Below are 20,655 nucleotides of genomic sequence, written 5' to 3' on the forward strand. Positions count from 1 at the left end.
AACAGTGAACTTATGCGAGGAACTCGCAGAATCTACGAGTAACTGATGAAATTTGAGCGACCACGGAATGAAGAAGAATCGTTGCTCTGACCAGGGAACCTGGGCTTACACCGGTTCCTGGCAGCCGATCGAACCCGTGCGGACTCCAGTGGCCAACGCGGGGTCAGCGTTGTCGACGGCGCATCGCGGGTGAAACTGTTCTCGCGCAACGGAAACGACATCTCCACCTCGTTCCCGGACGTGGCGGCGGCGCTGTCGGAGACGACGGCGGGTCGATCGGTGACCCTGGACGGTGAGTTGGTGGCACTCGATTCGGCCGGTCGGCCCGATTTCGGGCTGCTGCAACGCCGAATGCATGTCGCGCGCCCGTCTGCGGCGTTGCTGCGGTCGACCCCGGTGACGTATTTCGTGTTCGATGTCCTCGACGTCGACGGCGAATCGGTCCGAACGCTGCCCTACACGCAGCGCCGTGAGCTGCTCGAGGGCCTCGGAGTGGCCGACGGACGGCGGGTACAAGTGCCGCCGAACATGACGGGAATCGACGGCGAGACGTTGATGGGCATTGCCGCCGACAACGGCATCGAGGGGGTCGTGGCGAAGAAAGCCGAGTCGGTGTACCGATCGGGGATCCGGTCGCCGTCGTGGATCAAGATACCGATTCGGAACACACGCGAAGGCGTGATCTGCGGATGGGTTCCGACAGGCGGCCGCGCCGACGGGACACTGGCGGCTCTGCTCCTCGGAGCGTACGACGAGGCGGGCGAGTTGGTCTACATCGGCCGTGTGGGAACGGGTTTCACCGATCGGATGCGCCGCGAACTGCGGAGCACACTCACCGAGCGCACCTGTCCGGAGAGTGCGTTGCACGGTCCGGTTCCCCGCGCCGACGCAGTCGGGGTGTCCTGGGTGACACCAGAATTGGTGGCGGCTGTGGAATACCGCGAGCAATCGACAACGGGGCGTTTACGGCATCCCGCATTCAAAGGAATCCGATCCGATATCGCTCCCCGCGATGTCGTGACATGAAAGGGTGCAGCTCATCGCCACATTCATTGGTTACGCTGGCCGGTAACCGAGTCCCTGACATTGAGTGTGATCGAAAGGTTTTCCGGCTGTGGCCAAACGAGTGACAACCCAATTGGTGGACGATATCGACGGGTCGGTCATCGACGACGAATCCGGCGAAACGATCGAATTCGCGGTGGGCGGTGTCGAATACGTGATCGACCTGAAAGCGAAGAACGCCAACGAGTTTCACAAAAAGCTCGACTACTACATCGAGCATTCCACTCGGGTCGGTGGCCGCAAGCGTAAGCCCTCCCCCGCCGGCGCGGCGACGCCCGCGAAGACCGGGACACCGGCCACCCGTGATCCGGCGCAGACACGCGCGATCCGGCAGTGGGCGGCCGACGAAGGCTACGAAATTAACGATCGGGGCCGTATCCCGGCCGCCATCGAAGAGGCGTACAACGCAGCGCACTGACCTCTCGTGGGCCGCCTGCCCGTCGTGGGCAGTGCGGTGGTGGGGCGTTGAGCGGGGGAGCTCGAGGGGCTGCCGCAGGCCCCCTCGACCCGGGCCGGGGACGCTCCCCCGCCTGCGCTGTGGGGCCGATACTGTCCGGCGATGGACAGATATCGAAGTGCCGCCCTCGGCCTGTACGGGCTCGCCGTTGTCGCTCGGCTCTTGACCTGGGGTGAGCTCAGCGCGTCCGAACGCAGCGACAGCGCGGTGACGCTGCTGCTTGTCGGAGCCGCCATAGCGGCGGTGCTTAGCCTCGGCAGTACCCGCACCGACCGCAGCGACGAATGAGGGGTGGCGGGCACATGGTCCCCGCCACCCCTTCTCGTTACTGGTCGGCGGCGTTGTCCTCATTGGGCGCGGTGAGCGCGTCGTACGCCTGCTCGGGGGTGAGCATTCCGGCTGCGGCCTGCTCGACCACGGTCAGCACGTGGCCGTGCTGGTCGAGGAAGCCCAGGTAGTTGTCCTGGTTGCCCCAGGACGTGCGACGCCACGAGTCGTTGCCCTTGCCGCTCACTCGTGCTTCGTAGGCGGCGAGGATCTGCGCGAGCAGGATCACCTGCGCGCGGGTCTCGCTGGCCTTGTCGATCGTGGGGGCGAGCGCTCGACGCGCGGCCTTGTCCGCGACACCGGGGTATCCAGCGCTGGGGCTGGTGTCGGCGGGCACTGTGACGCCGAGCAGCTCCGTGAGGTACTGCGGCGCTTTGTTCTCGGTCAGCAGCCCCGGCTCGTCGACGAGGGTTTCGGTGATCCACTTCCCTGCCCCCTTCGGCAGGGTCTTGCGGGTCAGAAACTTCGTCAGCCATTCCTTGCGGACGATCGTCGCGGCGGCGCTGGCCTTGTTCAGTGCGACGGTGCGCCGCCGAGTGGCCTTCTCGGCTTCCTTGGCCGCGAGCGCTGCCTGCGCTGCTTTCTTCTCGCGTGCCTTCCTCTCGGCTGCGGCCTGGTCGTCGGCCTCGTCGGGTTCGCTCGACGCTGCGGCGAGGATCGGCCCCAGTTTCACACCGGCCGCGTCGGGGTCGGCGGTGAAGTATTCCGGCACCCACACCTGGGCGACGGTGACGTCTTTGTGGTGGTGGTAGCCATCTGTGGCGACGGCTTTCGGGGCTCCTTCGGTGGCCCAGTCGATCGACTCGGACTCGATCACCTCGCCGGTGGCGGTGAGGGTGATCTGCTCATCGGCAGTCAGCCACACCGCCCAGTGCTCGGCTGCGCCGTCGATGACGGCGTCGGTGACCGGGTCTCCGTCTGCGGTCACCAAGTCCTCAGCAGCGACGTAGGGGCTGTCGTAGTCGGGTTCTTCCTCGAGGACGGTCACACCTTTCTCGGCATACGGGGTACCGGCTTCGGCGCGGGCCTTGCGTTCGGCGCGGTCCGCGATCAGCTCCTGCGCGACGGAGTGGAACCACGACCCGGCGTCGAGCAGCCTCTCGACGGCCTCGGTGTCGCCGTCGGCGTCGAATACCGCGACCACTGCCGCCTGCTCGAGGTCGAGCTGCCCGGCGTCGAGTGCGTCGAGGGCGGTCTGCGAGCGGCCCGCTGTCCCTGCGGCTTTGGCGGTGTCCCGGTTGTCGTACTGCATCGTCTTGGCGATCTTGGTAGCCGACAGACCCAGCTCGAACATCGCGGTCACCGCTTTCGCGCGTTGACCGTCGGTGAGCGGTATACGGCGGTCGTTGGTGTTCACCTGCTGCGTGAGGCGTTCGATTTCGCGGTCCTTGGCCTTGCTCGCAGTCGGCCGGATCAGCACCGGCACACTGTCGACCCCGGCTTCGAGAGCGGCGAGGGTGCGGACCTGGCCGTCGATAACGACGACTTGGTCGCCGTCGCGGCGCGCGAGGATCGGCAGCAGGACACCGTGTTCGATGATGGAGGCGACGACGGCGCGGAACTCGTCCGAGTCGGTGTCGACCTCGTCGCGGACGTTGGGGCCGACTTCGAGGGCGGTGGGGTGCAGGCGGGCGAACTCCTCGCCCGCCCCCACGACCGGCGTGGTGCCGGTCGTGGGGGCTTCGGTTGCGGCGGTGGTGGTTTCGATGCTTGCGGTCATGGTGGTGTCTCTCCCTGGTAGATTCTTCGGTTGGAGACACCGGGCAGGTAGAAGCTGTCCGGTGTTTTCTTGTTTTCCGGGCCTGTACGGGCCTGGGGGTTACTGCTGAGCAGTGGCTCCCTGGTGGTGGCCTGCCTGGCGTGCGGCGCGGATTTCGGCCTCACTGGCTCCGTGTTCGCGGGCGGTGCACGCCCAGAACGCGGCCCGCTCGAGGTGCGCATCGACGGTGGTCGAGTTCGCGTCCGCTGCGGCCCGGTTGACCTGCTCGGTGTAGGCGGTGACCTGCGCGAGTGCATGGGTTTTGACCTGCGCCGGTACCTGACCGATCGCGGTCATGATTGCGGTGCGCAGTCCCACCGTCCTCGGCCCTGTGATGGTGTCGTGCATGTCGCTACTTCCCTTCTCAACTGGTGGCCTGGCCCTTTGCCCTGCCACGTTTTTTCGCCGTTTCTGGCGTGAGGAGAGAAGTCAGCGCACGGGGCCGGAGTGTCAAGGGTCGGGACGAAAAGTTTTCAGCCGGAGGCGTTTTGAAAAGTTTTCGGAGCCCTTGGGCCGGGAGCGCAGCGGACGCCGGCGGTTGATGCGGAGGTCACGGGTGATGAATGCTCGCCGGTAGCCAGAACCGCTGTGAAAAAACGTCTTTGCTCTTGTGAGTGCGGAGCGAAGCGGAGTTCATTTCGGGGGACACCGCAGGTGGCCGGCACCGCCGGCAGGCGGAATGCGAGACCGCTCGTCGACGCCGGCGGCGTGGCCACCTCCCACCTGCGGAAATCGGCAGGGTGATTGTGCGGGAGCGACGGAGGCCGGCCACGTTCGGTGTCGCGGCAGCGCCGATTCGATCTGTTCCGCCGCCTGGCGGTGCTCAACCTCAAGTACGACGCGCTGGCGGTCATAAGGTAGCTGTCGCAATTGCCAGTAAGATCACCCGTGTGATGGTTTCGCCTCCGCACGAAGGTTTGCTTCGTGACGGGGTCGGGTTCATCGGGAATCCAACTGAATAGAGATGGATCGGCGAGGTTGCTCTCGCTCCCCTGCGCCTTAGGACGCGATGTGTCGTGTCTTCCTGTTCTGGTCGTCTCGAGAGGGGTGGCCGGCTTCCGGCAGATTGTCTGTCGGTCGCGAGGTAGAGAGGGGCGGCGATGGTTTCTGATGCCGATCCACCCGATAGACCAGGGCCTTCGCGGGCCGATAGAGCCGGGGATGCGTTGACTCGTATCGCTGTAGGTATGCGGGGAGCTTTGTTGCTCGCCACATACTGCAACAGCTCGACCACCGTTGTTCTGGTGATCGAGCTGTTGGTTCTAGGACTCCAGTTGGCTGCTAGCTTCTCGCGGCGGCGCTGACAAGAGGAGGCCCTGGGGCAGGGCGGCTATCTCGGTGTTCCCGCACCGGGGTGGCCGCCCTTGTCGTGGACTGGTGTCCACGTTGCCTAAGTTCACTGTAGACGGAGTTTGCCAAAGTTCCAATCGACTGGGTGGGGAATTGCCTGCTCAGCCTTGGTAGGCAGGGGCTGCACGGTCGACGGTTTCGGTAGACGACCCGGACGTTGTGGTGGTGTCCGGTGTCCAGTTGGTTGTTAAACCGACAAGTAGTGGAATGCCCTGCACGGGGCCTTGTTCTCGGCGATACTCGCGGGATGTACGACGAACCGGAGTATCGATACCGCATCGACGTGTATGGGACATCCGGTGTGTCCTTGGAGGGCGAGATCGAGTGTTTTCGCGTAGAACCTCCGGTCAAGGTTGGACGCTTCACTTTCGGTGTATTGCATGACGATCGGGTCGTCGAGACGCTTCAACTCGATAACCTCACTGAGGCGGATAAGCCGCCTGGTTCCTATTTGGGTGGGCTCGGCATGGCGATGTTCCAGCGACTGATGGATCACTTCCCCGGCTATGAGTTCCGGATCTCCGGTCCCCTCGAAAATCAGTTAGAGGCGGGTCAACACTTCATCACTGCTGTACGGAATGGAAACGTGTCGAAGGGTCGAGATCCGTTGCCGTATCACGACAGTGGGTGTTTCAAGAGACGTGATGAGTGTGTCTGTCCGCTGGGTGGGCGACAGCGGGATCAGTAGCTACGAGGGCTGACTGTTCAGGCTGTGGCGGCGTGCGGCGCGTCGGATGCTCGTGCTGGGTGGGTTGATCGATCAGTGATCTTCCGGTCGAGGAGCACGCGGAGGGCGATCGCGCGCGCGGCATGCTCGGCGATTTCGGCGGGCAGTGGTGGGCCGTCGATGGTTCGGATTCGCATAGTCGGAGATTCTGCCGTGGGGTACCGACAGGTTCTGTTGCGCTGCAACGTGTTGCGGACGTGCCCGCAGCATTCCGCCGTCTCCGGATCTCGTGCTGGTGGGTTGCTGCAGACGGAAGCCACATCGGAGTTTCGGGTTCGGTGCCCGCCCGCGGGGTGTCGCCCTTCCGTGCGGTCGACGGCATCGCTGCTCGGCGTCTGCGATACGACGAAAGCCCGTCCCCTTGGTTGGGGGCGGGCTTTGTCTGGTTCGTATGTTGGTCAGTCTTTGGGGGGCTTGGTGTCTTTGCCGGCAGCGACGTCGCGGATCCAGTCAGGGACGTCGACGTTGTCATATTCGGCGGTTTCGACGTAGGCGCGGGCGGCCGCTGCTGCCACGCGTGGGCGTGGTCGCCGGGTGGCTCGGCGTTCGGTGGTGGTCATCGCGGGTCCTCCGTGGTGTCGGTCTGAGGTTCAGTGTCCTCGGTGTCGGGGTCTTGCGCCAGTGCTCGGCGCATGGCGTGTTCGCTGACGGTGCGGATGACGTCGCGTTCGGTGGGTGTGATGAGTTTGGATTTGCTGACGGTGCTGTACATCGTCCAGCCGAGTTCGGCGGCGGCGTCGTCGTCGCTGGTGGTGAGCTCGAGGCACCAGCTGATGCGCTGCCAGGCCTGAGCTCGGTTCTCACTGCTGGTGCGTTGGCGCAGGGTGGCGGTGACGCCGATGGTGGCGAGGATGCCGACGATGAGGGTGACCCATGCTTGTGCGGGCACGTGGGTGGTTCCTTTCCTGGGGGTCGCGGTCGGCTCACATGTAGAGCAGGTGTGGTGGTGCGGTGCCGTCGAAGCGTTCCAGGCTGTCGAGGACGCCGTTGTAGTTGGCGGGTCGGCAGCGGCCGAGTCCGACGATGAGGGCGCAGGTGCCGTCGAGGGTGACGAGGTAGGACGGTGCGCAGCCGTTGTCGGGCGAGGTGTGCTCGGCGGCGTCGAGGAGGGCGTAGCGGACGGCGTCTGCGGCGGCTCTCTTGGCGTCGTCGAGGGTGGTGTCGGCTCCGCTGGCGGTGAGGAGTTCGGGGCTGTTCTCGGGGCGGGTGGTGACGGTCCAGGTGATCATCGGCGGTGGCTTCCCTTTCTGGCCTGAAGCGGGTGGCTGCTTGCTGCTCAGCGTCGCACGGGGAGCGCAGCGAGTCGTGCGACGCCAACCGGAATTTCGGCGGTCTGTGGAGCGGGGTCGGGGCCTGTGGATAAACACGTTCGGCCCCGCGGGTGCGGGGCCGATGTGTGTTATTGCGGTCAGTCGTCGAACGAGTCGAGGATCTTGGACGGATCGCGGCGGTAGCGACCTCCGTCGAGGAAGACGCCGACTGCGGCGCGGTGGACGCGGCGGAACTCGTCCATGAGGGTGTCGTAGCCGACGCGGTCGGTGACGCGCCAGGTGATCGGACCCATGTGCAGGTCCACCCAGTGCACGGTGCGGCGTTGCTCGGGGATGTAGCGGGCGCCGGGGATCACCGTGTGTTCGGGGCCGCCGAGCCAGAGGATCGAGATTGCGGGTGCGCCGAACTCTGCGCCAGGCTGCTGCGGGTACGGGGCGCGTCCGTCGGCTCCGGCGAGGGCCGATCGGACGGTGGCGAATCCGGCGATGACGTCGCAGACCGCTTCGGCGCTGCGGAACGTCATCATGAGGTGCCCGAACGCGACGACCATTTGCGCGTGCTCGGTGCCTGCGGCGGTGATGCTGATGGTCGCGTTCTGGGGTCCGGTGATGATGACCGTGGTGTGGGTGACGATGGCGGGGGTCTGGGCGTTTCCTGCTGCGGTGCTCGTGCGTGCGGGGCGGGTGGTGTTCTTCGGCATGTCGGGTCTCCTTCTCTCGCGGGACCGGCTCCCCCGGCCCTTCGCTCGTGCCAATTTCTTTCGCCGTCATCTGGCTTGGGGAGAGAAGGCGGCGGCATGGAACGGCGTCCCACCCCTGGGACGGAAAGTTTTCAGCCGCAGGCGCTTTGAAAAGTTTCTGGAGCCCGAAGGGCCGGAGCATCGCGGAGTCAGGGGTGGGTAAGACGGGCCAGGGTGACGCATGCTCGGAGAGAGCCAGATGTGCGAAAGAAATTGCTCTTTTCACAGGACGGAGCGCAGCGGAGTTCGATTCGGTGGACACCGCAGGTGGCCTGATCCGCCGGCCGGAACATTTCGGCCGGCGAACCTTCACCCGACCGGCTACGCGGCCTCCCCGGTCCCGGTGTCCTCGCCGTCGTCCGACTCGGCGGCGGTGTCGAGGGCGTCGGCCAGCTCGTGGACTGCGGTCAGTACGGCTTTCGCGGTGGCGGTGACCTGTTCGAGGTCTCCTGCTGCCCATCCGGCGATGTAGCCGACGCTGTAGGCGCTGGTGTCGAGTCCGAGCATCCCGGCCAGGACGTAGGCGACGGATTCGGCTTCGACTTCCATGCGGCCCCGGTGCAGGTCTTTGCGGGCTTCGGGTCCGATGAGGTCGGGTGCGTGCATGATTGCGTGCGCTGCCTCGTGGATCATCGTTTTCGCGGCCGCTGCGGGTTCTAGGGCTGCGTCGACGACGATGCGGTGGGAGCCGTCGGTGGTGGTGTAGCCGTTCGCGCTGCTGGTGATCGTCTCGCGGGTGACGGTCCAACCACGTGCGGTCATGATTGCGGCGACGCGGTCGTAGATCGCGTCCGGATCGGCGCCGGTGAGGAGCTGCGCGATTTCCTCGGGCTGGGGGTGTCCCTCGATGGGGTCTGTTTGGGAGTGGTCGAACACCGACAGAATCGGGAAGGTGGGCACCTTGCGGGTTTCTTCGTCGCCGGTATCGGGGTCGGTCTCGGTGACGGTGCGGGAGCTGTAGCCGTAGATCCGGATCGCTTTCTCGCCCTTGCGGACCTGCCGCCCGCGTTGCTGCCAGGCACGGAATCCGGCGACCTGCGTTGCGTCGGGTTTCTGAGTGAGGATCAGCAGGACGTTGTTGAAGAAGGATGCGGAATAGCATCAGATGCACGATCGCCGCCCCGCCCGTTGCAGCCGACACGATCTCACCATGAACCGACGCCCGTTGTGGCCGCACCGGCACGCCATCCGATTCGAGGGCAGACTCGCTCGTATGAAGGTGGAAATCTTGTACTTCGACGGGTGCCCGAACTGGCAGGAAGCTGCGGACCGGGTTCGCGCTGCGGCCAGCCTGATCGGACAGTCGGACATCGAGATCGGTCACCGGCTGATCTCGTCCGACGCCGAGGCAGCGGCGTCGGCCTTCGCCGGCTCACCGACCATCCTTGTCGACGGCGTCGATGCCTTCGACGATGCCGTGCAACTGACCGAACTCGCCTGCCGCGTCTACTCGACCGACCGCGGCCTGGCGGGTCTGCCGACCGTCGACCAACTCGCCGCGTCGCTGCAATCGAAAGGCGAAGCGCTGCAACGATGAACGCAGCGAAGGGTCGCGTCCCGCCGCCCCGGTCGAACACTGAGCGGTAGCGCCCGCGCGGCGACCAGTGAACCTCGACCTGCACGCACTCCCCTAAGGCACGGCAGCGTTCACTCCCTCGTGGCGTTCGCCGGCGTTAGTGTTGCCCATGGCTATGTCCAGAGCGGTCCCCGCGCTGCCGGTACGGCACATCGAGACCGCGATCGCCGTCTACACCCGCGCCTTCGGCTTCACGGCGCAGTACTCCGATCCCACCTTCGCCAAGCTCACTCGAGACGACGTCGAGATCCACCTGTGGGCCTCCGACGACGACAGCTGGACCACCCGCACCGACCCTGCGCCGTGGCCGGTGTGCAGCGGAGCGGAGACCTTCCTCGCCGGAACGGCCAGTTGCCGCATCACCGTCGACGAGATCACGGAACTGTACGACGAACTCTCGCGCGCGGGCGTTCTGCACCCGGCAGACGCCGGCCACCCCGTCGCGACGGACTGGGGGACGACGGAATTCGCGACCGTCGACGGCGATGGGAACCTGCTCACGTTCTCCACGAACACTATTCGGACCGAAAGCCCGGTCGTCGACGGTGACGGTGACGCTGTCACCACTTCCTGACCGGCGGAGCCGTTGATCACCACGCATCCATCGGCGTCATCACGAAACTTGCATTGGATGCATGATACGTTCATGCGATGTCGGCCATGGATACCGTCGGGTCCGGCGCTTCTCGCGCCGGGGGGTCGGCAGATCACCTGATGCGAGACGGTCTGTCGCTGCTCGCGCCCGAGGAGACCGTGCTCGCGGCGATGATCGAAGGGTGGGAGCAACAGCAGCGCTCGCGGATGCTCGCGAACCTGACCATCGAGCGGCGGACACAGATCGTGCGCCGGTTGGTGGTCTTCACCAACGACTACCCGTGGCAGTGGTCGTCGGCGGACGTCGAGGAGTGGACGACGCATCTGGTGGAGTCGGGAGCCGCGCATTCGACGGTGCGGCTGTATCAGATGGCGGCATCGCTTTTCTGCAGCTACATCTCCGACGTCCGCTACCGGTGGCACGAGGTCTGTGAGCGGCACTTCGGGGTGCACCCGGTGCAGATCTTCCACGAGTGGAACATGGTCGTGCACCGCAGCGACTATGAAGGGCGACCCGGCAATCGGCCGCTGACCCGCGACGAGCTGCAGGCGTTCTTCGACTACTGCGACACCCGGGTGAACCGGGTCGGCGCCTCCGGCCGCAAAGGATGGCTGGCGAGCTATCGCGACGCCACGCTGTTCAAGGTGATCTACGCCTGGGGCCTACGCCGCCGGGAGGCCTCGATGCTCGACACCGTCGACTGGACCGCCAACCCCGCGGCCACCGAGTTCGGCCGCTACGGGGCGCTGTCGGTGCGCCACGGCAAAGCCCTCTCCGGCGGACCGCCGCGGCGCCGCACGGTCCTGACCACCATGGAATGGGCCGCCGAGGCCGTCGACGAGTGGGTCACCGAGATCCGGCCCCTCTACGACTCCGACCAACTCGCCCTCTGGCCCACCGAGCGCAGCGCACGGGTGGGAGCGGTGTCGATCTCCCAACGGTTCGCCGAGTACCGCGACGCCGTCGGGCTCGAGAAGCACCTCGGCCCGCACTGTCTGCGCCACTCGTATGCGACACATCTGCTCGAGGACGGGTTCGATCACCTCTTCGTCCAACAACAACTCGGACACTCCTGGGGATCGACCACCGCGATCTACACCAGCGTCGGCACCGATTACAAGAACAACGCCCTCCGACGAGCACTGAGTCGGGCGTTCACCACCGCGAGCACCGACGAGGAGAACTGATGCCGCACCCGCAGCTGAACTACCAGTGGCATCTGCGCCGCCTCCTGGCCGACCAGGGCATCTTCGCGACCACCGGACTCGGACCCCTCCTCGCCGAACGGGGCATCACACTCTCCGAAGCACAGGTGTATCGCCTGGTCACCGGGACACCCGAACGTCTGAGCCTGCGCACGCTGATGGCACTGTGCGACATCCTCACCTGCACACCCAACGACCTCATCGAACCGATCGCCGAACCCGCCACAGGGACCGCGACCGGAACATCGACACACCGCCCCGACACCGCTGCCGCGACCACCCGCGCCAAGACCCGCACACCACGACGCGCCGACATCCGGCGACAGTGATCGCAGGACGGTGTCGCATCTGCACCACCGCCGAGGTTCGCGGCATGACGGTGTGCGACCGCTGCAGAAAACGAGCCACGCAGCACCGCGGTACGTGCGCCGGCTGCAGAAAGCCGGACAAACTGTTGGACGACGCCGACACCTGCCGGTGGTGCCGCCAGAAGGCGCGTCGCACCTGCACCTGTTGCGATGCAACAGGATCAGCTCTCACCGGCGCCGAAGGCGACACCCTCTGTCACCGGTGCACACTGACCCGCCGCCTCGACGCGATAATCCCTCCTCATGCCGACGGCCCCCTCGCACCGCTGCGGCAGCCGCTCCTGCACGCCGAACCCGTCACCACCCGCCGGTGGCTGATCCGCACCACACCCCTGCTGCTCTCCATCCAGGGCGGCAGCACAGCCCTCACACACACCTCGTTCGACACCCTCCCGCACCCGAAGTCGGTCGAGCACCTGCGCTCACTCCTCGTCGCCACCGGCATCCTCGGCCCGGACCTCGACCGCAGCCTGCGCCGCCTCGAAGCCCAACTCCCCCAACTACTGAGCAGCCTGACCCCGAACCACCGCGCACTCCTGACCCGGTGGACACAGTGGGCCGTACTCCCCAGATTGCGCGCGGCGACCGAGAAGCGGGAAGGCCATGTCGGCGCCCAGAACGCTCGCTCACAGATTCGCCAATCGGCACTGTTCCTCGACTTGCTGCAGCAGCGCTCGACAGAGCTCGGCGAGTGCACACAACACGACATCGACACCTGGTTCAGCGCGCCTGGAGCCGCCCACTGGCGCGTGCGGTCCTTCCTGACGTGGGCACGACGCAACCGGCACCTACCCCGCACACTCACCCTCCCCTCGAGCTACCGAGGCCGAGCGGAAGTCCCCACCGACGACGACGAGAGGTGGCAGATCTGCCGACGCCTCGTCCACGACGAGTCTCTGGACCCCGCCGACCGGCTCGCCGGCGCCTTGATCGCGCTGTTCGCCCAACCACTGACCCGTATCGCCGGACTCACCACTGCCCACGTCACCGAAACCGACGCCGGGGTGGAACTGCGGCTCGGCAGCGCCGACACGCTTCTGCTACCGGATCCGTTCGCCCAGATCGCACTGCAACTACCCCGACCACGACGCGCAGGAACCGCCGAGCAGATACCTCAGACATGGCTCTTCCCCGGTCACCGTGCTGACATACCACTCACGGCGACGGCGCTCGGTAACCGGTTGCGTCGCATCGGTATCAGTCCGCAGGCCCTGAGACTGTCCGCCATCGCCCACCTCACCCGAGAGCTCCCACCGAGCGCACTCGCCGCGATGCTGGGTCTGAACGCACACACCGTCGCGCAGCACACGCTCCGAGCCAGCGGCCAATGGGCGAACTACGCCGCCGACCGCCACTCCTGAGTCTCGCTATTCGCAGGGTCGAATACGGCAACCCTGCCAGTGCTGTAGGAGTGGAACGAGGCCACGTGGTCGAGGTACGCGCGCCAGGTGTCGGAGCTGGTCAGCTCGGCTACCTTGTCGGTGATCGAGGTGTGCAGTGATGCTGCCAGCTCGCGGCGTGCTTCGGCGGCTTTGTCCGCTGCGCTGGTCTTGGTTCGTGTGGCCATGACTGGTGCCTCCTGCGTCGTGACCGGTCCCCCGGCCCTGCTCTGCCAATTTCTTGTCGCCGTCATCTGGCGTGAGGAGAGACAGCAGCGCACGGGAACGACGGGGCAACCCCCCGGCGGGACAGTTTTCGTGGGAGCGGAGCGAGCACGGGACGAAAAGTGTTCGGAGCCAAAGGCCGTAGCGCAGCGGAGCGAGGGGTTGAGGCGGCGGGCACGGGTGATGCAGTATCGCCGGGAGCCAGATGTGCGACAAGAAATCGATGTCTTTTCACGGTGCGGAGCGCAGCGGAGTTCGGTTCGGTGGACGCCCGTAGGGTGGCCGGCACCGCCGGCAGGCGGAATGCGAGACCGCTCGTCGATGCCGGCGGGGTGGCCACCTCCCGGTCGTGGAGTTCGCGAGACGATTGTGCGGGAGCGACGGAGCTCGACCACGCTCGGTGTCGCGGTAGCACTGGTGTTGCCCTCGAGTCTGCGATGATTCGATACTTACCTGCATATACCGCGAACTATTGCTTATATACGGCTAACCTAGGGTCATATACTCAGTGCCATAGGCCGGGCGATCCGAGTTCGATCCGAGAGATTTGGAGGTGCGTGCAATGGTAGATGTGTTCTACGAGCAGACGTTTCATCCGTTGGCGGCTGGCTCGTTCCGGCGGGTTGGGGAGGTGGAGCAGTGCCTGTCGCAGTGGGGTGAGGAGGTTGTTTCCGTTCGTCCTGGGACCGACGATTGGGCGGCGTTGGAGGAGCTGGAAGTTCGGCTTCTCAGGGGTGATGTGGCGGATCAGTTCCATCGGTATTTCTATGCCGGCGAGGATGAGGACGATCCGACGGGACCGGAACGGTATGCATTCAGCTTCCATTGGGGCGAGTACATTTTCGCCGGTTTACTGCTCAGAGATCTAGCGTCGGGCCAGTGGGACGAGCAGTCGGCTCTCGTGGTGGGAAACCGCGTTTCGTGCACGTATCTGCACAGTCCGAGGCTTGTGGGGCTCGCGGAGACTCTGGTTCGCAATACCCGGGGCACGGTCAACGATCAGACTGCGGTGATGCGTCAGCTGCGGGAGGACGAACGCGCATCCGACTTGGCTTCCGAAAAGGAGAGTCTTGACGATCTACTTGCGGAGCCCGACTCGACCGGGGGCTTCTTCTCGTCGGTTGGTGGGCGATTGCGGCGGTGGGGTGCCGGCATCGGCACTCAGAGGCGTTGACCGCACTGTCGACATCAACAGGGAGCTCTTCATGACAAGGACGATGCAAATCCGTTTGGGTGCAAAGCAAGTGGTTCGGAGTGATAGTTCGATTGGTGGGTACAAGCCGGGTTTGACGGCGGCTGAGTATTGGGAGCGTGGACGTTACGAGTGGGTGTTCAACGCGGATCGGGCGTTGGCGTGCGACGAGGTGGAGCTCATCTCTTCCGGTGAGGACGGTGAGGTGGTGCTCGCGGTGGCGACGGTCGAGGCTGTGTTCAAGATCGGTGGTCGGTATGGAATCGAGGGGAAGCTGATCGAGGACGATCCTCGAATCGGTTCGGTGACAACGCATCCGCACCCGTCACGTAATCCGATTGCATATTTCTGACGACGTGCCGCACCGGGACGCTGCGGTGGTGACGTCCGGAGGGCATAAGGAGCCTTGCTTGAGGCGGGGACGTTCGCGCCTCTCCCGCCATCGACTAGAGCGCGGAGAGGTGTCGGTAGAGGGTGGCTCTGCCGATGCCGAGAACTGAGGCGATCTCGGTTTTGGGTGTGCCGTCGTCGAGCATCCTGCGGATGTGCCGAGCTTTGTCGGCGTCGATTTTGGCTGGTTGTCCGCCGATGCGGCCGCGGGCTCGGGCGGCGGCGAGGCCGGCCATCGTGCGTTCTTTGACGAGGTCTCGTTCGAATTCGGCGAGGGAGCCGAAGATGTTGTAGGTCAGGCGTCCTCCGACTGTCGAGGTGTCGATACCTTCGGTGAGACTGCGCAGTGTTGCGCCTTTGGTTTCGATGAGGTTGACGGTTTCGATGAGGTGGCTCAGGGAGCGGCCGAGTCGGTCGAGTCGCCATACTGCGACAACGTCGCCGGCGCGCACGCTTTCGAGGAGTAACTGCAACTGAGGGCGATCTTTGTCTGCTCCGGATGCGACCTCTTCCCAGATGCGGAAACAGCCGGCGGCTGTCAGTGCGTCTCTCTGTAGATCCAGCGACTGATCGGTGGTCGAGACCCTCATGTATCCCAAAACGGCGCTCACGAGGATGACTGTCTCAGAAACGGCCGACAAGGCACAGGCGACGCGTCAGAGCTTGAGACAGGTTTCTGAGACACATCACGATTGAGTCTCGAATGTTGATCCGTCTGTCAGTTTCAGAAGACGACTGCACTAGTTCAGAAGACGACTGCACTTACCCACCACACGGGAGCGCCGGTCAGTAGCATTCATCCCGCCGAGCTACGCGTACAACCACCATATAGAACAGCTTCTGTGATCGAAAAGTCCTCGATCTACCAGTGAACATGATTGCCCTCGACACGTCGTGTGTGTTCCCTTGGAGTCTTTGACTTTGACGTAGCTCGTCACCGGTATGTTGAGTGCGCTTGTGCGCCAGACGTTCTATGCGTTCGATTCGAAGTATCCCGATTCACTCTCGACCTACTGCAGTGGGGTTAAATTGGGTGGCGCAGTTCATGTTCGAGTGTGGTCTAGTCGACTGCGTGTCGATGCGGCGTGGCAATGAACCTCGGTTCCGAGCCTGGTGCCCGCTCTGAGTTCGACGACAATGCTGTGTTCGGCGAAATGTTCAGCGTCTTGGTGACGCCGTGTGCCACGTACCCGTGTTGAGAAGATCGCGGTGGTCGGCGGATCGGGAATACCGGGCTTGATACGCGAACACAGGTGTCCAATCCGACCCGTTGCACGGCCGGTGCCGTCGTGGCCGGTGCCGTCGTGGCCGTTAGTCGAGCTCAACAACCGGGTTCGGTTGTTGAGCTGCAGCGCTGGCACATAGACACCTCGGCCTGCTGACCGAGAATCTCGAACGTACATCGGATCTGCTTGGGTCGATCCCTGGTCAGGCTATAGTGGTGTCCGGCGATGGATCTCCGCCGAGACCGCCCCGTAGGGGGTTGTCTGAACCGCCCCAACCCTGGGGCTGATGGCTCCTTTCCCTGAGTGGAAGGAGTCTGTCCATGAACGGCCATCACGACCCGAATCCGACCCTACCGGTCGATCCCGACAGTGCGCCCCCAAGCCCGCTGCATGCGCGAGCGTCCGCGATCGCCGCCGTCGGTGTCGGTGGATTGGTCGGGGCCCCGCTCCGATACCAACTCGGACTGTGGTGTTCCTCTGCCGCGAGTGGCTGGCCGGTGACGACCTTCGCTATCAACATCGTCGGGGCGTTCCTGCTCGGAATGCTGCTGGAGGGATTGGCTCGCCTGGGCCCGGACACAGGGTGGCGGCAGCGGGTCCGGCTGTTGGTGGGCACCGGGATGCTCGGTTCGTTCACTACCTACAGCACACTGGCCGTCGATACCGATCTGTTTCTGCGCAGCCATCAGTGGTGGGCCGCCGGCAGCTACGCGGCCGGCACCGTACTGGTGGGTCTGGTCGCCACCACCGCCGGAATCGCGATCGCCGCGCGACTGCGGACACGGCCCGCGGAGGCAACACAATGACGACACTCTGGATCGCCTGCGCGGGCAGTGCAGGGGCGATCGTCCGTTTTGTGCTCGACGGGGCCATCAGGCACCGCCGGGCGTCGGATTTTCCCTGGGCGACAGCGATCATCAACGTGACCGGATCACTGCTCCTCGGATTCGTCACCGGACTGATCCTTTTCCACGGACTACCCCAGGAACTTCAGCTGATCGTGGGCATCGGTTTCTGCGGCGGGTACACCACCTTCAGCACCGCCAGTTTCGAGACGGTGCGGCTGATCCAACGTCAGAAGTACATCGCTGGCGTGTTGAACGCGGTCGGCACCCTGCTGGTGACTGTCGTCGCCGGCGGTGCCGGTCTCGTCCTGGCTTCCGTATGAGGAGAAAACAATATGAGGAGAAAACAATGACCGAGGACGATCCCAGCCACGCCTCCTGCGACGACCTAGGGGACTGGCGCGCTCCGCTACAGGTGGACGGCCCCGCCGCCTCGGTAGAACCGGTGTGCCACCTGGTCGTGGGGTTCGACCGGCACCCAGCAAGCCACGCTGCCTTGACCTACGCGATGGACCTTGCCGGTCGACTGAACGCGTTCCTGCATGTAGCGCACATCGTCGACACCGATGACCTGCCGATCGACCCGGACAGCGACGACTGGGAACAACGCATCGCCGACGCTGTCGAACAAGAGCGCCGCGAGGCATGCGCGATGCTGGCCGCCATCCCCGGGAACTGGGCGTTCTACTCGAGGCGGGGCAACCCGGCTCGACTGTTGACCACGATCGCCGACGCCAACGACGCCCTGATGATCATCATCGGTACCACCCGCGGCGGGATGATGTCACTGGTGGAGAGGGCCGTCGGCGAATCGGTGTCCGCGACACTCGCCCGCCACGCCCACCGCCCGGTCCTCCTCGTCCCCGCTACCGATAGGCAGCATAGTGACGCAGCCCAAACACGCCGGTGACCCATCCGCCGCACCGGGTTCCCGCCGCGCGCTTCCAGAAAGAAATCCACCGAACCGCCACGACCATCGATGGGGGGCGTGTCGGTTCGTTGTCGCGTTCGGGACGGTCAGCATGCTCGCGGACTTCGTCTACGAAGGTGCCCGCTCGATCACCGGCCCCCTCGCCTCGCGGGGGGCTACCGCCTTCGTCGTCGGGGTGTGGTCACCGCATCCGACGAGGTCGCAGCGCTGATGGTGCGCTCGGTCTCCGGCCCGGTGGCATACACCAAGCCGCCGCTTCTGGGCGTCGACGTTTCCGGTTACGCCCACCCCGTCATCGCCGTGCACTTCCTCTGGATCGCCGGCGCACTGGCGCGTCTGCGTTCTCGTGATCGACGAACGGAGCGGCAAAGCCATCCGTTCCCCAGCCGAAAACCGATCTGCTCTACGACATTCGATTCCCGCGTCGCTCACCGTCGTTCCCGCAATCCAGGTCATCGCAGTGGCCGCCCTACTCGCCACCGGTCGTCGCCGCACCTGGCACCCCACCGTCCATCCCACGCAACCCAACCAAGGAAAGTCACCTATGTTTCCTGCTCGTCCGTGGATTCAGCCGTTTGCCGCCGCTCTGCTCGCATTTGCCGCACTGCTCGCCGCCGGCACTCTCGCCTCCACCACTGCTGTGACAGAGGCGGGTCTGCGGTTCCACGACCGTATCGCCCTTCATCGCGCCGGCTGGGCCACTGCCCTCGCCGAATTTGTCACGGACTGCGCACAACCGGTCGTCGGAATCGTGGTGGCGATCGGTATCGCCGCATGGCTCACGTGGAGAGGCCGACGGGTCGACGCGGCATGGGCCCTGGCAGTGATGGCATCTACCCTCGTCGTGTCGACAATCGCGAAATACAGCATCCGCGAACCCCGTCCCCCGCAACGGTTCTGGCTGATTCCTCCCGACACCGTGTGGTCGTTCCCGTCTGGACATACAGCGGTGGCTGCGGCCATGATCGGGCTTGTGGTCCTGCTCACCGCTCGGGCGCACGTAATTGTCCGGCGGTTGGCCCGCACGACATCAGTGCTGTTCGCGCTCGCCGTCGCTGCCTCCCGGCTGTACCTCGGCGTACATTTCCCGCTCGACGTCGCCGCGAGCATTCTTGCCGCCAGCACTGCGCTCCTCGCACTGTGGACCATGTGGTCGATCCCTCCGGTCCGACACTGGGTCAATGTCCGGCTCGGACCGACCCCTCAGGCAGCCTCACCCGACTGATCGCGGACCCACTCCGACTCCGAGCACTACGTGACGGGAAGGTGAATACAAGTCCGCCGTCGACCGTCCGCGGCTGGTAGCGCAGGTGAGGATCGTTGCCCACAACTCGATACCCTCAGGTTGGTCAGCCGTTGAGAGCGTGCACGCCGACGGGGCCTTCATCTCGCTGAGAGGCGTCAGGTCTAGACGGATGAGCGCCCGGACGTCCGGGCGCGGTCTCGCTGGGAACATGGCCCGACGTTAGCCCCAGCACCTGCGTGGAAGGTCAAGGATTTGACCTTCCACCCGACTCGAAGGTTTATCCTCGTGCGCATGTCCGCTCTGCGCATTTCACAGCTGTCATCGGCGACCGGCGTCCCGGCGACCACGCTACGGTTCTACGAAAGCGAGGGCCTGCTCCCGGCGGACCGTTCGGCGAACGGTTACCGCGTTTACGACGACCGCGCTCGGCAACGCTTGGCGTTCATCACCGCCGCCAAGAGCCTGAACCTGTCGCTGCCGGAGATCAAACTTCTCCTTCGTGTCTGGGAGAAAGACTCCTGCGCAGCAGTCAAAGCCGAACTCGGCCCCGCCATCGAGTCCCACATCGCGCACGCCAACGAATCGATCGCTCAATTGACCGCTCTGCGTGAGAGTTTGACCGACGCGCTGGCCCGGCTCGGGGACACACCCGACGCGCCGACGCCATGCAATCCGGACTGCACCTGGCTGATCTCAGCGAACACCGCGGTGGGCACCGCATGAACATATCGAGCACCACCTCGGTGGTGGCGTGGCTGGAGAAGTTCCAGATCCCGCTCTACCTGCTGGCCCTGCTCATCGGTGGCGGTGTCGGTTTGGGTGCGCCGTCGTCGGCGCATGCGTTCGAGATTGCTATCAATCCGGTACTGATCGTGTTGCTCTACGCTACGTTCCTCGCGGTTCCGTTCTCCGCCATCGGCGCATCGCTGCGCGACGGCACATTCTTGCTCAGCGTCGTAGTACTGAATTTCGTGCTCGTTCCAATCGTCGTATTCGCTCTGACCCGGTTCGTTGCTGCTGATCAGGCGGTACTCGTCGGTGTGCTGTTGGTGTTGTTGGCTCCCTGCATCGACTACGTCATCGTCTTCAGTGGGTTGGCCGGTGCAGCGTCGGAACGGCTCCTCGCGAGCGCGCCGCTGTTGATGTTGTTGCAGATCGCGTTCCTGCCGCTCTACCTGTGGTTGTTCGTCGGGTCCGAGCTGGTGGAGATCATCGACATTGCACCGTTCGTCGAAGCGTTCGTGCTGTTGATCGTTGTTCCTCTGGTGTTGGCGGCCCTGACGCAAGCACTTGCGCGTCGTCGGCGTATCGGCACCCAGATCATGGATGTGATGGCCGCGGCGATGGTGCCGGTCATGATGGCCACTCTTGCCGTCGTCGTGGCGTCGCAGATCGACGCAGTCCGCTCCGAAGGCTCCCAGCTGTTTGCCGCGGTGCCGATCTTCGTCGCGTTCCTGGTCATCATGGCGGTTGTCGGATGGGCGACGGCCAGAGTGACCCGCCTGGACGTCCCGGACGCTCGGGCCTTGATCTTCTCCGGTGCCACCCGAAATTCGTTGGTCGTTCTGCCGCTGGCGCTCGCGCTGCCACCAGCACTGTCTCTTGCTGCCGTGGTCGTGGTGACGCAGACACTGGTGGAGCTGATCGGAATGGTCGCCTACGTCCGACTCATCCCCTGCCTTGTCCCAGCTCACGCTGCGAGAGCACCGGTGAAGTTCGAAACAACTCGCACGAACCAAGGCAATCCTGGGTGACGAGAACTGGATAAAAGCAGGTGGCGT

At 64.8% G+C, this 20,655-nt stretch carries 27 protein-coding genes and 1 riboswitch; of the genes, 17 read left to right on the forward strand and 10 right to left on the reverse strand.

Translation table 11 applies throughout. The features are described 5' to 3' along the window. Positions 1 to 117: 117 nt before the first annotated feature. From ligD to ACFULT_RS22375, 3 genes are all read left to right on the forward strand, one after another. On the forward strand, positions 118 to 1,026 hold the full coding sequence (gene ligD, locus ACFULT_RS22365; protein WP_378482670.1) for a non-homologous end-joining DNA ligase: 909 nt from the start codon (positions 118 to 120) through the stop codon (positions 1,024 to 1,026). Positions 1,027 to 1,114: 88 nt separating this feature from the next. After that, on the forward strand, positions 1,115 to 1,483 hold the full coding sequence (locus ACFULT_RS22370) for an Lsr2 family protein (RefSeq protein ID WP_378482540.1): 369 nt from the start codon (positions 1,115 to 1,117) through the stop codon (positions 1,481 to 1,483). A gap of 141 nt (positions 1,484 to 1,624) precedes the next feature. After that, positions 1,625 to 1,810, forward strand: coding sequence for a hypothetical protein (locus ACFULT_RS22375; RefSeq protein WP_378482541.1), 186 nt, complete (start codon positions 1,625 to 1,627; stop codon positions 1,808 to 1,810). 37 nt (positions 1,811 to 1,847) lie between these two features. Here ACFULT_RS22375 and ACFULT_RS22380 read toward each other — a convergent pair whose 3' ends face one another. Further along, positions 1,848 to 3,569, reverse strand: coding sequence for a ParB/RepB/Spo0J family partition protein (locus tag ACFULT_RS22380; RefSeq protein WP_378482542.1), 1,722 nt, complete (start codon positions 3,567 to 3,569; stop codon positions 1,848 to 1,850). A 99-nt stretch (positions 3,570 to 3,668) separates the two neighbouring features. Continuing rightward, complete coding sequence (locus tag ACFULT_RS22385; protein ID WP_176458632.1) at positions 3,669 to 3,956, reverse strand: hypothetical protein; 288 nt, start codon at positions 3,954 to 3,956, stop codon at positions 3,669 to 3,671. A 1,249-nt stretch (positions 3,957 to 5,205) separates the two neighbouring features. Here ACFULT_RS22385 and ACFULT_RS22390 point away from each other — a divergent pair. Continuing rightward, the gene (locus tag ACFULT_RS22390) at positions 5,206 to 5,646 is read left to right on the forward strand and encodes a hypothetical protein (RefSeq protein WP_378482543.1); all 441 of its coding nucleotides are present in this window, start codon (positions 5,206 to 5,208) and stop codon (positions 5,644 to 5,646) included. 17 nt (positions 5,647 to 5,663) lie between these two features. Here ACFULT_RS22390 and ACFULT_RS22395 read toward each other — a convergent pair whose 3' ends face one another. The 6 genes from ACFULT_RS22395 to ACFULT_RS22420 form a co-directional block, all read right to left on the reverse strand. Then, complete coding sequence (locus ACFULT_RS22395) at positions 5,664 to 5,822, reverse strand: hypothetical protein (RefSeq protein WP_378482544.1); 159 nt, start codon at positions 5,820 to 5,822, stop codon at positions 5,664 to 5,666. Positions 5,823 to 6,083: 261 nt separating this feature from the next. Continuing rightward, on the reverse strand, positions 6,084 to 6,245 hold the full coding sequence (locus ACFULT_RS22400) for a hypothetical protein (protein WP_378482545.1): 162 nt from the start codon (positions 6,243 to 6,245) through the stop codon (positions 6,084 to 6,086). Beyond that, entirely contained in the window at positions 6,242 to 6,574 is a 333-nt protein-coding gene (locus ACFULT_RS22405) for a hypothetical protein (protein WP_008720911.1), read from the reverse strand. Before ACFULT_RS22405 ends, ACFULT_RS22400 begins: the two co-directional genes overlap by 4 nt. A 34-nt stretch (positions 6,575 to 6,608) precedes the next feature. Then, the gene (locus tag ACFULT_RS22410; RefSeq protein WP_008720912.1) at positions 6,609 to 6,914 is read right to left on the reverse strand and encodes a hypothetical protein; all 306 of its coding nucleotides are present in this window, start codon (positions 6,912 to 6,914) and stop codon (positions 6,609 to 6,611) included. A 179-nt stretch (positions 6,915 to 7,093) separates the two neighbouring features. After that, complete coding sequence (locus ACFULT_RS22415) at positions 7,094 to 7,657, reverse strand: hypothetical protein (protein ID WP_008720913.1); 564 nt, start codon at positions 7,655 to 7,657, stop codon at positions 7,094 to 7,096. A gap of 360 nt (positions 7,658 to 8,017) precedes the next feature. Further along, positions 8,018 to 8,767 (reverse strand): ArdC-like ssDNA-binding domain-containing protein, encoded by a 750-nt coding sequence (locus tag ACFULT_RS22420; protein ID WP_378482671.1) that lies wholly within the window; start codon positions 8,765 to 8,767, stop codon positions 8,018 to 8,020. Positions 8,768 to 8,846: 79 nt separating this feature from the next. Between ACFULT_RS22420 and ACFULT_RS22425 the strand changes: the two genes are divergently transcribed. The 5 genes from ACFULT_RS22425 to ACFULT_RS22445 all read left to right on the forward strand — a co-directional run bounded on the left by ACFULT_RS22425 (position 8,847) and on the right by ACFULT_RS22445 (position 12,801). Continuing rightward, the gene (locus ACFULT_RS22425; RefSeq protein WP_349290281.1) at positions 8,847 to 9,233 is read left to right on the forward strand and encodes an alkylmercury lyase; all 387 of its coding nucleotides are present in this window, start codon (positions 8,847 to 8,849) and stop codon (positions 9,231 to 9,233) included. Positions 9,234 to 9,381: 148 nt separating this feature from the next. Further along, positions 9,382 to 9,846 (forward strand): VOC family protein, encoded by a 465-nt coding sequence (locus ACFULT_RS22430; protein ID WP_052047650.1) that lies wholly within the window; start codon positions 9,382 to 9,384, stop codon positions 9,844 to 9,846. Positions 9,847 to 9,923: 77 nt separating this feature from the next. Next, a complete protein-coding gene (locus ACFULT_RS22435) occupies positions 9,924 to 11,054 on the forward strand; it encodes a tyrosine-type recombinase/integrase (RefSeq protein ID WP_241258386.1) in 1,131 nt (376 codons plus the stop codon). After that, positions 11,054 to 11,401 carry a helix-turn-helix transcriptional regulator gene (locus ACFULT_RS22440; RefSeq protein WP_032400201.1) on the forward strand — a complete coding sequence of 116 codons (348 nt, stop codon included), beginning with the start codon at positions 11,054 to 11,056 and terminating at the stop codon, positions 11,399 to 11,401. The genes ACFULT_RS22435 and ACFULT_RS22440 overlap by 1 nt, the downstream gene beginning before the upstream one ends. Before the next feature lie 125 nt (positions 11,402 to 11,526). Next, positions 11,527 to 12,801: a hypothetical protein gene (locus ACFULT_RS22445; RefSeq protein ID WP_378482546.1), complete on the forward strand. Its 1,275-nt coding sequence runs from the start codon at positions 11,527 to 11,529 to the stop codon at positions 12,799 to 12,801. Here ACFULT_RS22445 and ACFULT_RS22450 read toward each other — a convergent pair. Next, positions 12,777 to 13,007, reverse strand: a complete 231-nt coding sequence (locus ACFULT_RS22450) for a hypothetical protein (RefSeq protein WP_378482547.1) — start codon at positions 13,005 to 13,007, stop codon at positions 12,777 to 12,779. The two genes, ACFULT_RS22445 and ACFULT_RS22450, sit on opposite strands and share 25 nt — an antisense overlap. A gap of 608 nt (positions 13,008 to 13,615) precedes the next feature. On the opposite strand from ACFULT_RS22450, the gene ACFULT_RS22455 reads away from it, so the two are divergent. Beyond that, the gene (locus tag ACFULT_RS22455) at positions 13,616 to 14,218 is read left to right on the forward strand and encodes a hypothetical protein (RefSeq protein WP_378482548.1); all 603 of its coding nucleotides are present in this window, start codon (positions 13,616 to 13,618) and stop codon (positions 14,216 to 14,218) included. A 112-nt stretch (positions 14,219 to 14,330) separates the two neighbouring features. Continuing rightward, a complete protein-coding gene (locus ACFULT_RS22460) occupies positions 14,331 to 14,588 on the forward strand; it encodes a hypothetical protein (protein ID WP_378482549.1) in 258 nt (85 codons plus the stop codon). 94 nt (positions 14,589 to 14,682) lie between these two features. On the opposite strand, the gene ACFULT_RS22465 is transcribed toward ACFULT_RS22460, so the two are convergent. Then, a complete protein-coding gene (locus ACFULT_RS22465; protein ID WP_378482550.1) occupies positions 14,683 to 15,237 on the reverse strand; it encodes a recombinase family protein in 555 nt (184 codons plus the stop codon). Between the two features lie 827 nt (positions 15,238 to 16,064). Then, positions 16,065 to 16,155, forward strand: a riboswitch (Fluoride riboswitch). 17 nt (positions 16,156 to 16,172) lie between these two features. Between ACFULT_RS22465 and ACFULT_RS22470 the strand changes: the two genes are divergently transcribed. From ACFULT_RS22470 to ACFULT_RS22495, 6 genes are all read left to right on the forward strand, one after another. Continuing rightward, a complete protein-coding gene (locus tag ACFULT_RS22470; protein WP_027494245.1) occupies positions 16,173 to 16,658 on the forward strand; it encodes a CrcB family protein in 486 nt (161 codons plus the stop codon). Then, the gene (gene crcB / locus ACFULT_RS22475) at positions 16,655 to 17,020 is read left to right on the forward strand and encodes a fluoride efflux transporter CrcB (protein ID WP_027494244.1); all 366 of its coding nucleotides are present in this window, start codon (positions 16,655 to 16,657) and stop codon (positions 17,018 to 17,020) included. The genes ACFULT_RS22470 and crcB overlap by 4 nt, the downstream gene beginning before the upstream one ends. A 26-nt stretch (positions 17,021 to 17,046) precedes the next feature. Next, a complete protein-coding gene (locus ACFULT_RS22480) occupies positions 17,047 to 17,607 on the forward strand; it encodes a universal stress protein (protein WP_027494243.1) in 561 nt (186 codons plus the stop codon). Between the two features lie 367 nt (positions 17,608 to 17,974). Further along, positions 17,975 to 18,853 (forward strand): phosphatase PAP2 family protein, encoded by an 879-nt coding sequence (locus ACFULT_RS22485; protein WP_378482551.1) that lies wholly within the window; start codon positions 17,975 to 17,977, stop codon positions 18,851 to 18,853. A gap of 312 nt (positions 18,854 to 19,165) precedes the next feature. Continuing rightward, complete coding sequence (locus ACFULT_RS22490) at positions 19,166 to 19,597, forward strand: MerR family transcriptional regulator (protein WP_027494242.1); 432 nt, start codon at positions 19,166 to 19,168, stop codon at positions 19,595 to 19,597. After that, a complete protein-coding gene (locus tag ACFULT_RS22495; protein ID WP_051364866.1) occupies positions 19,594 to 20,628 on the forward strand; it encodes an arsenic resistance protein in 1,035 nt (344 codons plus the stop codon). Before ACFULT_RS22490 ends, ACFULT_RS22495 begins: the two co-directional genes overlap by 4 nt. Positions 20,629 to 20,655 lie beyond the last annotated feature (27 nt).

It is taken from the genome of Rhodococcus sp. NPDC057297, assembly GCF_042667435.1.
In the GTDB taxonomy this organism is placed as follows: domain Bacteria; phylum Actinomycetota; class Actinomycetes; order Mycobacteriales; family Mycobacteriaceae; genus Rhodococcoides.

Coding starts and splice junctions, on each gene's coding strand:
- ACFULT_RS22375 (WP_378482541.1), top strand. CDS start 1,625: ATGGACAGATATCGAAGTGCCGCCCTCGGCCTGTACGGGCTCGCCGTT.
- ACFULT_RS22380 (WP_378482542.1), bottom strand. CDS start 3,569: ATGACCGCAAGCATCGAAACCACCACCGCCGCAACCGAAGCCCCCACG.
- ACFULT_RS22385 (WP_176458632.1), bottom strand. CDS start 3,956: ATGCACGACACCATCACAGGGCCGAGGACGGTGGGACTGCGCACCGCA.
- ACFULT_RS22390 (WP_378482543.1), top strand. CDS start 5,206: ATGTACGACGAACCGGAGTATCGATACCGCATCGACGTGTATGGGACA.
- ACFULT_RS22395 (WP_378482544.1), bottom strand. CDS start 5,822: ATGCGAATCCGAACCATCGACGGCCCACCACTGCCCGCCGAAATCGCC.
- ACFULT_RS22400 (WP_378482545.1), bottom strand. CDS start 6,245: ATGACCACCACCGAACGCCGAGCCACCCGGCGACCACGCCCACGCGTG.
- ACFULT_RS22410 (WP_008720912.1), bottom strand. CDS start 6,914: ATGATCACCTGGACCGTCACCACCCGCCCCGAGAACAGCCCCGAACTC.
- ACFULT_RS22415 (WP_008720913.1), bottom strand. CDS start 7,657: ATGCCGAAGAACACCACCCGCCCCGCACGCACGAGCACCGCAGCAGGA.
- ACFULT_RS22425 (WP_349290281.1), top strand. CDS start 8,847: ATGAACCGACGCCCGTTGTGGCCGCACCGGCACGCCATCCGATTCGAG.
- ACFULT_RS22430 (WP_052047650.1), top strand. CDS start 9,382: ATGGCTATGTCCAGAGCGGTCCCCGCGCTGCCGGTACGGCACATCGAG.
- ACFULT_RS22435 (WP_241258386.1), top strand. CDS start 9,924: ATGTCGGCCATGGATACCGTCGGGTCCGGCGCTTCTCGCGCCGGGGGG.
- ACFULT_RS22440 (WP_032400201.1), top strand. CDS start 11,054: ATGCCGCACCCGCAGCTGAACTACCAGTGGCATCTGCGCCGCCTCCTG.
- ACFULT_RS22450 (WP_378482547.1), bottom strand. CDS start 13,007: ATGGCCACACGAACCAAGACCAGCGCAGCGGACAAAGCCGCCGAAGCA.
- ACFULT_RS22470 (WP_027494245.1), top strand. CDS start 16,173: ATGAACGGCCATCACGACCCGAATCCGACCCTACCGGTCGATCCCGAC.
- crcB (WP_027494244.1), top strand. CDS start 16,655: ATGACGACACTCTGGATCGCCTGCGCGGGCAGTGCAGGGGCGATCGTC.
- ACFULT_RS22480 (WP_027494243.1), top strand. CDS start 17,047: ATGACCGAGGACGATCCCAGCCACGCCTCCTGCGACGACCTAGGGGAC.
- ACFULT_RS22490 (WP_027494242.1), top strand. CDS start 19,166: ATGTCCGCTCTGCGCATTTCACAGCTGTCATCGGCGACCGGCGTCCCG.
- ACFULT_RS22495 (WP_051364866.1), top strand. CDS start 19,594: ATGAACATATCGAGCACCACCTCGGTGGTGGCGTGGCTGGAGAAGTTC.